Genomic DNA, 14,144 nt, shown 5'->3' with positions numbered 1-14,144 from the left:
GAGAAAGAATGGTTCCATGAAGGTTCTCACCGCCCTCACCCCACCGGAGTCTCTCGCTCGCGTCGACGCCCCGACCAGGGAGCCGGTGCGCGTCGCGCTCGTCCAGCACCGCTGGCACGAGGACGCTGCCGCTCTGGAGGCCGAACTCACCGACGCCATCGCGGTCGCTGCCGAGCAGGGCGCGCAGGTCGTCTTCCTGCCCGAACTCACCCTGAGCAGATACCCGGCCTTCGTCCGTGGCGGTGACGACCCCGGCTCCGGTGCCGAGGATCTGTTGTCGGGGCCCACCTTCCGCTTCGCGGCCGATGCCGCCAAGCGGCACGACATCCTCGTGCACGCGTCGCTGTACGAGCACGCCACCGAGGAGGCCGGCGTCGCCTACGACGACGGTCTCGGGTTCAACACCGCCATCCTCGTCGGCCCCGCCGGGCTGATCGGGCGCACACGCAAACTCCACATTCCGGTGACCGCCGGCTATTACGAGGACACCTACTTCCGTGGCGGTCCGGCCTCCGACGACGCCTACACTGTGCACACCGCGGACACGCTGGGGGGCGTGAAGATCGGCATGCCCACCTGCTGGGACGAATGGTTCCCCGAGGTCGCGCGGATGTACTCGCTGGCGGGTGCCGAGATCATCGTCTATCCCACAGCCATCGGATCGGAACCCGATCACCCGGCCTTCGATACGCAGCCGCTGTGGCAACAGGTGATCGTCGGCAACGGGATCGCCAACGGCACCTTCATGATCGCGCCCAACCGGTACGGCGACGAGGGCGTCATCACTTTTTACGGGTCATCGTTCATCTCGGATCCGTACGGCCGCATCCTGGTACAGGCCCCGCGCGACGAGTCCGCGGTGCTGGTCGCCGACCTCGACCTCGACCAACGTCGTGACTGGCTGACGCTGTTCCCGTTTCTGGCCACCAGGCGGCCCGACACCTACGCCGCGCTGAGCGCACCGGTCGACCCCGACCATCCGATCGGGCGGGCCTGATGGCCTGGCGGATGCCGGCCGAGCGCGAACCGCATCGACGGACCTGGATGGCCTTCCCCAGCCAGGGCTACTCGCTCGGCGACACCGCGGAAGAACACCACGAAGCGCGCTCGGCTTGGGCGGCGGTCGCGAATGCCGTCAGCGAGTTCGAACCCGTCGTGGTGGTTGTCGACCCGGCAGAGATCGCTGCGGCCAAGCGCTACCTAGGACGCGCGGTCGACGTCCTCGAGGCCCCACTCGACGACGCCTGGATGCGCGACATGGGCCCCACCTTCGTCCTCGACGACGATGGGCAGGTCGGAGGTGTCGACTGGGTGTTCAACGGCTGGGGCGCCCAGGAGTGGGCGAACTGGGAACACGACCAGGAGATCGGCCGCTTCGTGCTCGCACACAGCGGGTCGGCGGGCGACGGGACCGACGTCACCGTCATCGATTCCTCGATGGTCAACGAGGGCGGCGGAATCCAGGTCGACGGGGCCGGGACCGTGCTCGTCACCGAGACCGTCCAGCTGGATCCGGGACGGAATCCGGGCCTGACCAAAGATGCTGTCGAGGCCGAGCTTCGGCGCGCCATCGGCGTCGACAGGGTGATCTGGCTGCCGCGGGGGTTGACCCGCGACTCCGATCTCTACGGGACGCGCGGCCACGTCGACATCTGCGCGGCCCTGCCCTCGCCGGGTACCGCGCTCGTCCACGTCCAGCGCGATCCCGACCATCCCGATCACGCTGTCTCTCAGCAACTCCTGTCGACGCTGCGGGAGGCCCACGACGCCGGAGGCCGACAGCTCGACATCGTCGAGGTGCCCGCACCCAAGACCCTGACCGACACCGAGGGGTTCGTGGACTACAGCTATCTCAACCACTATGTCGCCAACGGTGCGGTGATCGCCTGCTCCTTCGCCGATCCGCACGACGCGGAGGCGGCCGAGATCCTCGGTGCCGCCTACCCGGGTCGAGAGGTCGTCACGGTCGATGCGCGCCCCATCTTCGCGCGCGGCGGCGGAATCCACTGCATCACCCAGAACGAGCCGTCGGCCGTGAGCCGGTAGCAACCCGCCCCATCTGACCTCCACTCGGCCAATGGCCGGACGGCGATGCCGCCCGGTGGTCTCACCATGGAACAGGAGTCATCATGACCAGCATCAACCGCGACGTGATCGTCATCGGCGCCGGACCCTCCGGCTTGAGTGCGGCGCATCATCTGGCCGAGGCCGGACTGAGCGTGGCAGTCTTCGAGGCTCGAGACCGCGTGGGCGGTCGCACGTGGACCGACACCATCGACGGCGCCATGCTCGAGATCGGCGGGCAGTGGGTGTCACCGGATCAATCGGCCCTGTACGAGATGCTCGATGTCCTCGGCCTGGAGACCTACCCGCGCCATCGCGACGGCAGATCGGTGTACGTGACACCGGCAGGTGAACGAATCGTTTACGACGGCAACGATTTCCCGGCGTCGAGTCGGACCGTCGCCGAGATGAACCGGCTCATCGGCATCATCGACGATCTGGTCGCGGAGGTCGGTGCCGAGGAGCCGTGGGCCCATCCGCGTGCGGCCGAACTCGACACGATCTCTTTCCGTCGCTGGCTGGAGGACCTGACCGACGACGTCGAGGCCATCGACAACATCAGCCTCTTCGTGGCCGGCGGCATGCTCACCAAGCCCGCTCACGCGTTCTCCACTCTGCAGGCGGTGCTGATGGCGGCATCGGCGGGGTCGTTCAGCAATCTCGTCGACGAGGACTTCATCCTCGACCGACGTGTCGTCGGCGGGATGCAGCAGGTGTCCGAGCGGCTCGCGGAGCGTCTGGGCGACCACATCTTCCTCAACGCGCCCGCACGTTCGGTCCGGCGCCACCCCGACGGCGGCGTCACCGTCCATGCCGACGACGGCCTGGAATGTCACGCGCGGCGGGTCGTCCTTGCCGTACCCCCGAACCTGTACCCCCGCATCTCTTTCGACCCGCCCCTCCCACGGCGGCAGCATCAGATGCATCAGCACATGTCGTTGGGCTTGGTGATCAAGGTCCATGCCGTCTACGAGACGCCGTTCTGGCGCGAGGACGGTCTGTCGGGCACGGGTTTCAGCGGCTCCGAGCTCGTGCAGGAGGTGTACGACAACACCAATCACGGCGACGAACGTGGCACCCTGGTCGGATTCGTGTCGGATCAGAAGGCGGATGCGATGTTCGCGCTGCCCGCCGACGAACGTCGCGCAGCGATCCTGGCCTCGATCGCCCGGTTCCTCGGGCCGAAGGCGACCGAACCGGTTGTCTACTACGAGTCCGACTGGGGCTCAGAAGAATGGACGCGCGGCGCATACGCAGCGAGCTTCGACCTCGGCGGTCTGCATCGCTACGGCAAGGACCAGCGGACGCCGGTCGGCCCGATCCACTTCTCCTGTTCCGACATCGCCGCCGAGGGCTACCAGCATGTCGACGGCGCGATCCGGATGGGCAGGCGCACCGCGACGGCCATCCTCGACGACCTCGTCGTCACCTCCTCGCCGGTCGACTAGCCACCGCTTCCCGCCGACCGAGTAGCCTCCGTTCCCCGCCGCCGATCGAGCAGCCACTGGTTCCGCCGATCGAGTAGCCACGAGCGAGCGCAGCGAGCCCGAGGCGTATCGAGATCACCACTCCCACAACGAGGCCCGGGCGCATACTCGTCCCGCGCGTCAGGAGGCGGCGACCACGCGATCCACCCGCACGGTCACACCGTCGGCGAAGCGATAGGGATTTGCGGCGAGCAGTCCACCGAGATGCTTCCGCAGGCGCGACATCTCGGCTCGCACGGTGATCGTCCGGTCATCGGCCCCGAACAGATGCCGTGACATCTGCGCTGCGCTCCGGCCGGCCCGGTGCTGCGCGAGCAGCGTCAGGATCTCCGTGTGCCGGGGCGAGGGCTGCATGGTCCACTGGCCCGTCCCGCCGGACACCGTCAGCGATGGCTTGCGCGGATCCCGCAGGTCGAGGTCGACTGTCGTGTCCGACGACGACTCGCGCTCGGCGACCCGTACCAGCCAGCCACCCGGTAGCGGTTCGAGGTCACACTCCCCCAGACTCCGCAACCACATCCGACCGGGGCCGGCATGGCGCGGCAAGGTCAGGCGGGTGCGAGGGGCGACGGCGTCGAGCGCGGCCACCCATCCATCGTCGTCCACGGCCAATGCGGGCCCGCCGAATCTGGCGAGCATCGGCGCGGCGACCGACCGCAACTGGTCCAGTGAACGCCGATGATGATCACGCAGTTGCGACTCCGCGAGCTTCGCGACCACGTCGACGAGCGCCACGGTGGTCGGATGAATCGTGGCGGCCGGTCCACTCACGTCGACCACGCCGAGCAGTGTGCCGGTCCGCGGATCCCGGATCGGCGCCCCCGCGCACGTCCAGGAGTGGTGGCTGCGCACAAAGTGCTCCGCCGAGAACACCTGGACGGCACGACCCGACATCAGCGCGGTACCGATCGCGTTGGTCCCGACAGCATCCTCCGCCCATCCCGCACCCTCGACGAAACCGAGTCGATCGGCCCGTTGCAGAACGCGCGACGCGCCGCTACGCCAGAGCACGCGACCTTCGGCGTCCGCGACGACGAGGATGTTGTCCCCGTCCGCGATCACCGAATCAAGCCCCCGCGTCAGGTCGTCGAGCACCGTGATCAGCCCGGACCCGGCCCGACGTTCCTCGAGCTCGCTCACGTCGAGACCGTCATCGGTCCGCCCGACCTCGGGATCGACTCCCGCGGTCAGGACGCGGTCCCAGGACTCGCTGATCAGCGAGCGGGGACGAGCCGGCATCTTGTCGCCCGCCATCGCGGCGTCGTACACGGCGGACAGCAGCTGAGCGTAGTGCCGTGGGTCATCCCCCGCCGACATCGCGGGTTCCGGGCCGATCTGCACATCTGGGTCCGACACACCCCGATTGTGCTCCCCATCACACTCGAACCGCAAAGACATCGGTGGGGCTGCAGCGGGTTGCAGGCACGCCGACGTCCGGCCGCAACCCGCTGCAACCCTTGTCGGCGACGGCCCTGTCGGTGTGCTGTGGATCACAGACAGCGATGATCGCAGCACCGAGGAAGGCACATCATGACGCAGACATTGGAGCCCACCACCGCCGAGGCGGGGACGACCGATCCGCAACAGCGCATCGACGCCTGGCTCGCCGCGTTCGAGAGCGCTCTGGCCGCCCGCGACATCGACCAGGTCACCGGCATGTTCGCCACCGACAGCTTCTGGCGCGACCTGGTCTCGTTCACCTGGAACCTCAAGACCGTCGAGGGTCGCGAACAGATCGCCGACATGCTGACCACCCGACTCGCCGACACCGATCCGCGGGCATTCCGCTCCGCCGAACCCGCCACCGTGGAAGATGACGTCGCCTCGGCTTTCATCGAGTTCGAGACCGCGACCGGTCGCGGCGTCGGTCACCTGCGACTCCGGCCAGACGCGGCATCCGGCGACGATGTCGCCTGGACGCTGCTCACCACGTTGCAGGAACTCAAGGGACACGAAGAGCCCAGCGGCGCCACCCGCGTGATGGGCGCCGTACACGGGTCCGACCCCGACCGGCGTTCGTGGGCGGAGAAGCGCGCGGACGAGGACGCGACACTGGGCAATACGCGTGCGCCATACGTGCTGGTGATCGGCGGCGGTCAGGGCGGGATCGCGCTCGGCGCCCGGCTACGACAACTCGGCGTGCCGTCGATCGTCGTCGACCGCCATGACCGACCGGGCGACCAGTGGCGCAAACGCTACAAGTCGCTCTGTCTGCACGATCCGGTCTGGTACGACCACCTGCCGTACCTGCCCTTCCCGGCGAACTGGCCGGTATTCGCCCCCAAGGACAAGATCGGCGACTGGCTGGAGTTCTACACCAAGGTCATGGAGGTGCCGTACTGGAGCAAGACGACGTGCCTGTCGGCAGACTACGACGAGCAGGCGCAGCAGTGGACTGTCGAGATCGAGCGCGACGGCGAGCCGATGACCCTCCATCCCACGCAACTGGTGCTGGCCACCGGGATGTCGGGCAAGGCCAACGTGCCGTCCTTCCCCGGCCAGGATGAGTTCACCGGCGAGCAGCATCACTCGAGTCGGCATCCGGGTCCGGATGGCTACGCAGGCAAGAAGGTCGTCGTGATCGGCGCCAACAACTCCGCGCACGACATCTGTAAGGCATTGGTGGAGAATGGTATCGACACGACGATGGTGCAGCGGTCGTCCACACACATCGTGCGGTCCGACTCACTCATGGAGATCGGCCTCGGCGCCCTCTACAGTGAGCAGGCCGTCGAGTCGGGGATGACCACCAAGAAGGCCGATCTCACCTTCGCCTCGCTGCCGTATCGGATCATGCACGAGTTCCAGATCCCGCTGTATGACCAGATCCGCGAGCGCGACAAGGACTTCTACGATCGCCTCGAGGCGGCCGGATTCGATCTCGATTTCGGCGACGATGACTCCGGGCTCTTCATGAAGTACCTGCGACGCGGTTCCGGCTACTACATCGACGTCGGCGCATGTGATCTCGTCGCTGACGGGACCATCAAACTCGCCCACGGCGATGTCGATCACCTCACCGAACACTCCGTGGTCCTTGCCGACGGCACGGAACTCGACGCGGATGTCGTGGTCTATGCGACCGGATACGGCTCGATGAACGGCTGGGCGGCCGACCTGATGGGTCAGGACGTGGCCGACCGGGTCGGCAAGGTGTGGGGGCTCGGCTCGGAGACCACCAAGGATCCGGGTCCTTGGGAAGGCGAGCAACGCAACATGTGGAAGCCCACCCAGCAACCCGGCCTGTGGTTCCACGGCGGAAACCTCCATCAGTCCCGTCACTACTCGCTCTATCTCGCACTCCAACTCAAGGCCCGGTACGAAGGCATCCCGACGCCGGTGTACGGATTGCAGGACGTCCATCACCTCAGCTGAGCCGATGTGTACAGGCGTTACCGGTCAGGAAAACCCCTGGCCGGCAACGTCGTCCGGTCAGCGGGAACCACGATCAGGCCTCCACGACCTTCTCTGCGGGCAGATCTCCGACCGGGCATTCCGCGACACCGATCGTCTCCCGGGTGATCGCCTCGACCTGCATTTGGGGCGCCCGGAGTTCGACGTCGTCACGCAGGGTGACCACCACCCGACCTTCCCGGCCGCGACGGCCTCTTCTCCGCTCCACCGTGTACATCGCCGACGCACATGGCGCGACATCTTGTCAGATGCGTTCACATCATGACCGGCGCACAGTGAGTTAACCTGCGTCGTTCTCGAGCTCACGATCGGAGTGCACGATGAAGTTGCTCGTCGCGTATCTGGCAACGCCGGGAGGCGAGGACGCCGTCGCGCTCGGCGCGTGCCTGGCCCGCACCCTCAACGCATCACTCGACATCACTCTGGTGATCCCGCCCGACCGGCCGGAGGCGTTCGCGAGCACTGGCAGCTATGCCGACGTCCTCGACGATGCGGCGAAGGAATGGCTGGCAGGGGCTGCGGCCCTGGTACCCGACGACGTGACCGTCGCGACTCACGTGGCATTCGACGAGAACTCCGCCGACGGAATCCTCAAGGAGGCCGTCCGGCTGAACTCGACCCTGCTCGTCGTCGGCGCCTCCGGAGGTGGACTCATCGGCCGGCATTCGCTCGGGTCGGTCGTCAACGATCTGTTGCACAGTTCTTCGATCCCGGTGGCGTTGGCCCCCAGAGGCTTCAGCCATACCGGGTCGGCCCGCGTCCGGGCGATCACTGCGGCCATCGGGCGACGGCCGGGGGCGGAGATCCTGTTGGACACGGCACTCGAACTGAGTGCGCAGGGGGATCTCCCATTGCGACTGCTCTCCTTGGTGTCACGTGACGACATGCCGCCCCGCCGATCGCCGCAGGACGAGGAGAAGGCCACCGCCCACGCCGTCGAACTCGCGCAGCGAGCACTCGACACGGCACAGCAGCGCCTACCCGAGAGCACGCCGTTGAGTTCCGCCATCGCTGAGGGGCGCAGTGTCGAAGATGCGGTCGCCACCGTCGACTGGCATGACGGGGATGTGATCATGGTCGGGTCGAGCCGACTCGCTGCGCCGCGGAAGCTCTTCCTGGGTTCTACGGCGGCCAAGATGCTGCGGGTGCTCGCGGTGCCGATGATCGTCGTCCCCCGACAGGCACCGCAATGACCGGTCCGTCCGAACCGTCCACTCCTCGGGAGGCTTCGACCGATCTGGTGGACAAAGGCCTCGCCTCCGGCAAGGTCGGCACCTTCGCCGGTGCCATACTCGGCATTTCCTGCGTGGCCCCGGGGTACACGCTCACGGCCAGTATCGGCCTGATCGTCGCCGCAGTGGGCCTCAAGATGCCCGCGATCTTCATCGCCGGCTTCATACCGATGTTCCTGACCGCGTACGCGTATCGAGAACTCAACTCACGCGCACCCGACTGCGGGGCCTCCTTCACCTGGTCCACCAAGGCATTCGGTCCCTACGTCGGTTGGATGTGCGGCTGGGGCATGGTCCTCGCCACCATCATCGTGTTGTCGAACCTTGCTGCGATCGCGGTCGAATTCTTCTATTTGTTCATCGCCCGCGTCTTCAATGCTCCCGACGTCGCAAACCTCGCGGACAACAAAGCCGTCAACATTCTCACCACTCTCGCTTTCATCGCTCTGGCCACCTACATATCGGGGCGGGGAATCACGACGAGCGAACGTGTCCAATACATTCTCGTCGGATTCCAGATGATCGTCCTGGTCGCCTTCGCCATCGCCGCCATCGTCGAGTCGGTGAACGGCAACGCGCCTGCCGGCCTGCAGTTCAGCCTGGAGTGGTTCAACCCGTTCACCGGCATGGCGCTCGGTGCGTTCGTCATCGGGGTCACCGGTTCGATCTTCGCGTTCTGGGGCTGGGACACCTGCCTGACACTCGGCGAGGAGTCGAAGGACCCGACGAAGGTGCCCGGACGGGCCGGTCTACTCTGCGTGATCTCGATCCTCCTCACCTACCTGCTCGTCGCGGTGGCCGTGATGATGTACGCGGGCGTCGGGACCACGGGCATCGGGCTGGGCAACGAGGAGATCTCCGAGAACGTCTTCGGCGCACTCGCCTACCCGGTCCTCGGCAGCTGGGCCGGGCCCCTGCTGTTTCTCGCGATCCTCGCGTCGTCGGCGGCAAGTCTGCAGACGACGTTCCTGCCCGCGGCGCGAACAATGCTCGCGATGGGCGCCTACGGCGCCTTCCCCAAGAAGCTCGCCTCCGTTCATCCGAGGTTCCTGGTGCCGACGTACAGCACCGTCGTCGCCGGGGCCATCACCGGAATCTTCTACACGGTCGTCAGCCTGCTCTCCGAACACACACTTCTCGACACCATCGCTGCGCTCGGCATCATGATCTGCTGGTACTACGGGATCACCGCGTTCGCATGTGTCTGGTTCTTCCGCAACGAGCTGTTCAGCAGCGCCCGCAACGTCGTGTTCAAGTTCTTGTTCCCACTCCTGGGGGGCATCATGCTCACTGCGGTGTTCGTGATCTCCGTCCGCGAGAGCATGGACCCCGACAACGGCAGTGGCGCCTCGATCTTCGGAATCGGACTCGTTTTCTACATGGGATTCGGACTGCTGGCATTGGGCCTGGTCCTGATGTTCGTGATGCGGACGCGCTCACCGGACTTCTTCGCCGGTCGCACCCTCCGCCGTGATACCCCGGCACTGGTCGACGAGAGCTCGCTCATCCAGAAATGACCAGCTGAGAGCCAGGGTGCGGACCATTCGGACGAACACGCTGGGACACTGGTCACATGATCACGCATCACCTGGGACGCACCATCGACTGGGCCGGCCGCACCATCCGCTGGGATCGTTTCGGCGAGGGCCCCGACCTGGTGTTCCTACACGGCACGCCATGGTCGTCGGCACTGTGGCGGCCATACGCGGAGGCACTCTCGCCGAACTTCACCGTCCACCTCTGGGACATGCCCGGGTACGGATTGTCGTCGAAAGTAGCCGATCATCGCGTCGACCTCGGAACTCAAGGTGAGCTCTTCGCACATCTCCTCGACGTCTGGGGGCTCGAACATCCCCATGTCATCGCCCACGACTTCGGCGGCGCCGTCGCTCTTCGGGCACGACTGCTACATAGCCGACGATACTCATCAGTGTGTCTGGTCGACGTCGTCGCGCTCAGCCCGTGGGGCTCGCCGTTCTTCACACTCGTCCAGCGGCACGCGGACGTCTTCGAACAGCTACCGCCCGCCGTCCATCGGGGCGCGGTCGAGGCCTACATCCGCGGTGCAAGTCACCGGGGCCTCCGCGACGACGAGCTCGAGATGCTCGTACGTCCGTGGACCGATTCGGACGGACAACGTGCCTTCTACCGACAGATCGCCCAGGCGAATGAGAAGTACACCGACGAGGTGGAGCCACTGTACGGATCCATCGACGAACCCACACATATCGTCTGGGGCGCAGAGGACACCTGGATTCCGATGGACCGTGCCGAACGATTGGGCAGATTGATCCCCCATGCGTCGACAACGCTCATCCGCGACGCCGGCCACCTGATCCAACTCGATGCGCCGACTCAACTGTCCGCTGAACTGACCCGATGGACGTCGTCGCAGACAACCGAATGACGAAAGTCAGAGCTGAAAAGAATGCAGAAATGACTGTGGCCCCCGAATTGCTTCGGGGGCCACAGTTCTGAGTTGTGTTCGGCGGTGTCCTACTCTCCCACACTGGTTAGGGTGCAGTACCATTGGCGCTGGAGGGCTTAGCTTCCGGGTTCGGAATGGGACCGGGCGTTTCCCCTCCGCTATGGCCGCCGTAACTTTATGAAACCCACACACAACATTGGGTTTGTTTCAACTGTTGTGTGTTGTTTCAGAAGTGTCATAGTGGATGCGAACTCATTGCAGATGAATGAGTGTTGTTAGTAAGTCCTCGGCCGATTAGTACCAGTCACCTGCATACATTGCTGTACTTCCAGTTCTGGCCTATCAACCCCATGGTCTGTGGGGGGCCTTACCCCCTCGAAGGGGGTGAGAAACCTCATCTTGGAACAGGCTTCCCGCTTAGATGCTTTCAGCGGTTATCCCTTCCGAACGTAGCTAACCAGCGGTGCCCTTGGTAGGACAACTGGCACACCAGAGGTTCGTCCGTCCCGGTCCTCTCGTACTAGGGACAGGTTTCCTCAAGTTTCTGACGCGCGCGGCGGATAGAGACCGAACTGTCTCACGACGTTCTAAACCCAGCTCGCGTGCCGCTTTAATGGGCGAACAGCCCAACCCTTGGGACCTACTCCAGCCCCAGGATGCGACGAGCCGACATCGAGGTGCCAAACCATCCCGTCGATATGGACTCTTGGGGAAGATCAGCCTGTTATCCCCGGGGTACCTTTTATCCGTTGAGCGACACCGCTTCCACTTGCCGGTGCCGGATCACTAGTCCCGACTTTCGTCCCTGCTCGACATGTACGTCTCACAGTCAAGCTCCCTTGTGCACTTACACTCAACACCTGATTGCCAACCAGGCTGAGGGAACCTTTGGGCGCCTCCGTTACATTTTGGGAGGCAACCGCCCCAGTTAAACTACCCACCAGGCACTGTCCCTGAACCCGATCAGGGTCCGAGGTTAGAAGTCCAATACGATCAGAGTGGTATTTCAACAACGACTCCATGAACACTGGCGTGCCCACTTCACAGTCTCCCACCTATCCTACACAAACCGAACCGAACACCAATACCAAGCTATAGTGAAGGTCCCGGGGTCTTTTCGTCCTGCCGCGCGTAACGAGCATCTTTACTCGTACTGCAATTTCGCCGAGTCTGTGGTTGAGACAGCAGAGAAGTCGTTACGCCATTCGTGCAGGTCGGAACTTACCCGACAAGGAATTTCGCTACCTTAGGATGGTTATAGTTACCACCGCCGTTTACTGGGGCTTAAATTCTCAGCTTCGCACCCCGAAGGGCACTAACCGGTCCTCTTAACCTTCCAGCACCGGGCAGGCGTCAGTCCGTATACATCGTCTTACGACTTCGCACGGACCTGTGTTTTTAGTAAACAGTCGCTTCTCTCTGGTCTCTGCGACCACACCCAGCTCATGAGGAAAACTCAATCACCAGACATGGTCCCCCTTCTCCCGAAGTTACGGGGGCATTTTGCCGAGTTCCTTAACCACAGTTCTCTCGATCGCCTTAGTATTCTCTACCTGACCACCTGTGTTGGTTTGGGGTACGGGCCGTGTACCAACTCGCTAGAGGCTTTTCTCGGCAGCATAGGATCATGGAATTCGCCTCAACGGCTACGCATCACCTCTCAGACACATGAACGACGGATTTACCTATCGTTCGTCCTACAGGCTTACACCAGTATTACCACTGACTGGCCCCACTACCTTCCTGCGTCACCCCATCGCTTGCCTACTACCAGCCAAGGTCCCATGCAGCCGGCTCACGTTTCCCGAAGGAAATCGATCACCATTTGGATGGTTAGTACAGCTGATTCAGCATGGACGCGGATACACGGGTACGGGAATATCAACCCGTTGTCCATCGACTACGCCTGTCGGCCTCGCCTTAGGTCCCGACTCACCCTGGGCGGATTAGCCTGGCCCAGGAACCCTTGGTCATCCGGCGGCAGAGTTTCTCACTCTGCTTTCGCTACTCATGCCTGCATTCTCACTCCCACACCCTCCACACCTAGCTCACGCCGGTGCTTCCAGGGATGCAGGACGCTCCCCTACCCACCCCACCCACTACCTCCACCCCCGTAAGGGTGAAGGGATGTATTGGTGAAGTGCCGCGGCTTCGGCGGTGTACTTGAGCCCCGCTACATTGTCGGCGCAGGATCACTTGACCAGTGAGCTATTACGCACTCTTTCAAGGGTGGCTGCTTCTAAGCCAACCTCCTGGTTGTCTCTGCGATCCCACATCCTTTTCCACTTAGTACACGCTTAGGGGCCTTAGCCGGCGATCTGGGCTGTTTCCCTCTCGACTACGAACCTTATCGCCCGCAGTCTCACTGCCACACTCTCACTTACCGGCATTCGGAGTTTGGCTGACGTCAGTAACCTGATAGGGCCCATCGGCCATCCAGTAGCTCTACCTCCGGTAAGAAACATGCAACGCTGCACCTAAATGCATTTCGGGGAGAACCAGCTATCACGGAGTTTGATTGGCCTTTCACCCCTACCCACAGCTCATCCCCTCCATTTTCAACTGAAGTGGGTTCGGGCCTCCACGACGTCTTACCGTCGCTTCACCCTGGCCATGGGTAGATCACTCCGCTTCGGGTCTAGACCCGGCGACTCCACGCCCTATTCAGACTCGCTTTCGCTACGGCTACCCCACACGGGTTAACCTTGCCACCGAGCACTAACTCGCAGGCTCATTCTTCAAAAGGCACGCCATCACCCACCCACCGAAGTGGCACAGGCTTTGACGGATTGTAAGCGTCCGGTTTCAGGTACTATTTCACTCCCCTCCCGGGGTACTTTTCACCTTTCCCTCACGGTACTTGTCCGCTATCGGTCACCAGGAAGTATTCAGGCTTACCGGGTGGTCCCGGCAGATTCACAGCAGATTCCACGAGCCCGCTGCTACTTGGGCATCCATCAAGCAAGACCACATGTTTTCAGCTACCGGACTCTCACCGTCTACGGCAGACCATTCCAGGCCACTTCACCTAACACGCAGTTTTATCACTCGCCCCCAGCACGGCAGCACTGAGAAGATGAACCCCACAACCCCACACACACAACCCCTGCCAGGTATCACATGCGCATGGTTTAGCCTCCTCCGCTTTCGCTCGCCACTACTCACGGAATCACAATTGTTTTCTCTTCCTATGGGTACTGAGATGTTTCACTTCCCCACGTTCCCTCCACACCCGCTATACATTCACAGGTGGGTAACACGACATCACTCGTGCTGGGTTTCCCCATTCGGACACCCTCGGATCACAGCTCGTTTGACAACTCCCCGAGGACTATCGCGGCCTACCACGTCCTTCATCGGCTCCTGGTGCCAAGGCATCCACCGAACGCCCTTAAACACTTACAACAACACCTACAAACCACCCCCACACCACCAACCACCCACAAGGACAGCCAGCCGGCGAGGATCGAATGTAGACATCACCTACAAAACTTTTATCTCGTTCAACCACAAACACCG

General features: G+C 63.5%; 9 protein-coding genes and 2 rRNA genes. 7 read left to right on the top strand and 4 right to left on the bottom strand.

What is annotated here, in order from left to right; translation table 11 throughout:
• The first annotated feature begins 16 nt into the window (after nt 1–16).
• From OVA31_RS20175 to OVA31_RS20165, 3 genes are all read left to right on the top strand, one after another.
• Nucleotides 17–997: a nitrilase-related carbon-nitrogen hydrolase gene (locus tag OVA31_RS20175; protein WP_267628361.1), complete on the top strand. Its 981-nt coding sequence runs from the start codon at nt 17–19 to the stop codon at nt 995–997.
• Complete coding sequence (locus OVA31_RS20170) at nt 997–2,046, top strand: agmatine deiminase family protein (RefSeq protein ID WP_267628360.1); 1,050 nt, start codon at nt 997–999, stop codon at nt 2,044–2,046. The genes OVA31_RS20175 and OVA31_RS20170 overlap by 1 nt, the downstream gene beginning before the upstream one ends.
• A gap of 83 nt (nt 2,047–2,129) precedes the next feature.
• Complete coding sequence (locus tag OVA31_RS20165; RefSeq protein ID WP_267628359.1) at nt 2,130–3,512, top strand: flavin monoamine oxidase family protein; 1,383 nt, start codon at nt 2,130–2,132, stop codon at nt 3,510–3,512.
• Between the two features lie 159 nt (nt 3,513–3,671).
• Here the strand turns inward: OVA31_RS20165 and OVA31_RS20160 are convergent, their stop codons facing one another.
• Complete coding sequence (locus OVA31_RS20160) at nt 3,672–4,868, bottom strand: GAF domain-containing protein (protein WP_267631622.1); 1,197 nt, start codon at nt 4,866–4,868, stop codon at nt 3,672–3,674.
• A gap of 213 nt (nt 4,869–5,081) precedes the next feature.
• Here OVA31_RS20160 and OVA31_RS20155 point away from each other — a divergent pair, with 213 nt between their 5' ends.
• On the top strand, nt 5,082–6,926 hold the full coding sequence (locus tag OVA31_RS20155; protein ID WP_267628358.1) for an NAD(P)/FAD-dependent oxidoreductase: 1,845 nt from the start codon (nt 5,082–5,084) through the stop codon (nt 6,924–6,926).
• A 73-nt stretch (nt 6,927–6,999) separates the two neighbouring features.
• Here OVA31_RS20155 and OVA31_RS20150 read toward each other — a convergent pair whose 3' ends face one another.
• Nucleotides 7,000–7,131 (bottom strand): hypothetical protein, encoded by a 132-nt coding sequence (locus OVA31_RS20150; protein WP_267631705.1) that lies wholly within the window; start codon nt 7,129–7,131, stop codon nt 7,000–7,002.
• A gap of 154 nt (nt 7,132–7,285) precedes the next feature.
• Between OVA31_RS20150 and OVA31_RS20145 the strand changes: the two genes are divergently transcribed.
• Genes OVA31_RS20145 through OVA31_RS20135 form a run of 3 tightly spaced genes read left to right on the top strand, consistent with a single transcriptional unit; the run spans nt 7,286 to nt 10,604 of the window.
• Nucleotides 7,286–8,158, top strand: a complete 873-nt coding sequence (locus OVA31_RS20145; RefSeq protein WP_267628357.1) for a universal stress protein — start codon at nt 7,286–7,288, stop codon at nt 8,156–8,158.
• Entirely contained in the window at nt 8,155–9,714 is a 1,560-nt protein-coding gene (locus OVA31_RS20140) for an APC family permease (protein WP_267628355.1), read from the top strand. Before OVA31_RS20145 ends, OVA31_RS20140 begins: the two co-directional genes overlap by 4 nt.
• Nucleotides 9,715–9,770: 56 nt before the next feature.
• The gene (locus tag OVA31_RS20135; protein WP_267628354.1) at nt 9,771–10,604 is read left to right on the top strand and encodes an alpha/beta fold hydrolase; all 834 of its coding nucleotides are present in this window, start codon (nt 9,771–9,773) and stop codon (nt 10,602–10,604) included.
• Nucleotides 10,605–10,680: 76 nt separating this feature from the next.
• Here the strand turns inward: OVA31_RS20135 and rrf are convergent.
• A 5S ribosomal RNA gene (gene rrf / locus OVA31_RS20130) occupies nt 10,681–10,797 on the bottom strand.
• Between the two features lie 102 nt (nt 10,798–10,899).
• A 23S ribosomal RNA gene (locus tag OVA31_RS20125) occupies nt 10,900–14,030 on the bottom strand.
• Nucleotides 14,031–14,144: the final 114 nt, after the last annotated feature.

The organism is Gordonia sp. SL306 (assembly GCF_026625785.1).
Classification (GTDB): Bacteria; Actinomycetota; Actinomycetes; order Mycobacteriales; family Mycobacteriaceae; genus Gordonia.
The sequence above is the reverse complement of the archived record's forward strand: the minus strand, read 5'-3'. Positions and strand labels throughout refer to the sequence as shown.

Bases quoted from the DNA above. Each gene is read 5' to 3' on its own strand.
- OVA31_RS20175 (WP_267628361.1), top strand. From the start codon at position 17: ATGAAGGTTCTCACCGCCCTCACCCCACCGGAGTCTCTCGCTCGCGTC.
- OVA31_RS20170 (WP_267628360.1), top strand. From the start codon at position 997: ATGGCCTGGCGGATGCCGGCCGAGCGCGAACCGCATCGACGGACCTGG.
- OVA31_RS20165 (WP_267628359.1), top strand. From the start codon at position 2,130: ATGACCAGCATCAACCGCGACGTGATCGTCATCGGCGCCGGACCCTCC.
- OVA31_RS20160 (WP_267631622.1), bottom strand. From the start codon at position 4,868: ATGTCGGCGGGGGATGACCCACGGCACTACGCTCAGCTGCTGTCCGCC.
- OVA31_RS20155 (WP_267628358.1), top strand. From the start codon at position 5,082: ATGACGCAGACATTGGAGCCCACCACCGCCGAGGCGGGGACGACCGAT.
- OVA31_RS20145 (WP_267628357.1), top strand. From the start codon at position 7,286: ATGAAGTTGCTCGTCGCGTATCTGGCAACGCCGGGAGGCGAGGACGCC.
- OVA31_RS20140 (WP_267628355.1), top strand. From the start codon at position 8,155: ATGACCGGTCCGTCCGAACCGTCCACTCCTCGGGAGGCTTCGACCGAT.
- OVA31_RS20135 (WP_267628354.1), top strand. From the start codon at position 9,771: ATGATCACGCATCACCTGGGACGCACCATCGACTGGGCCGGCCGCACC.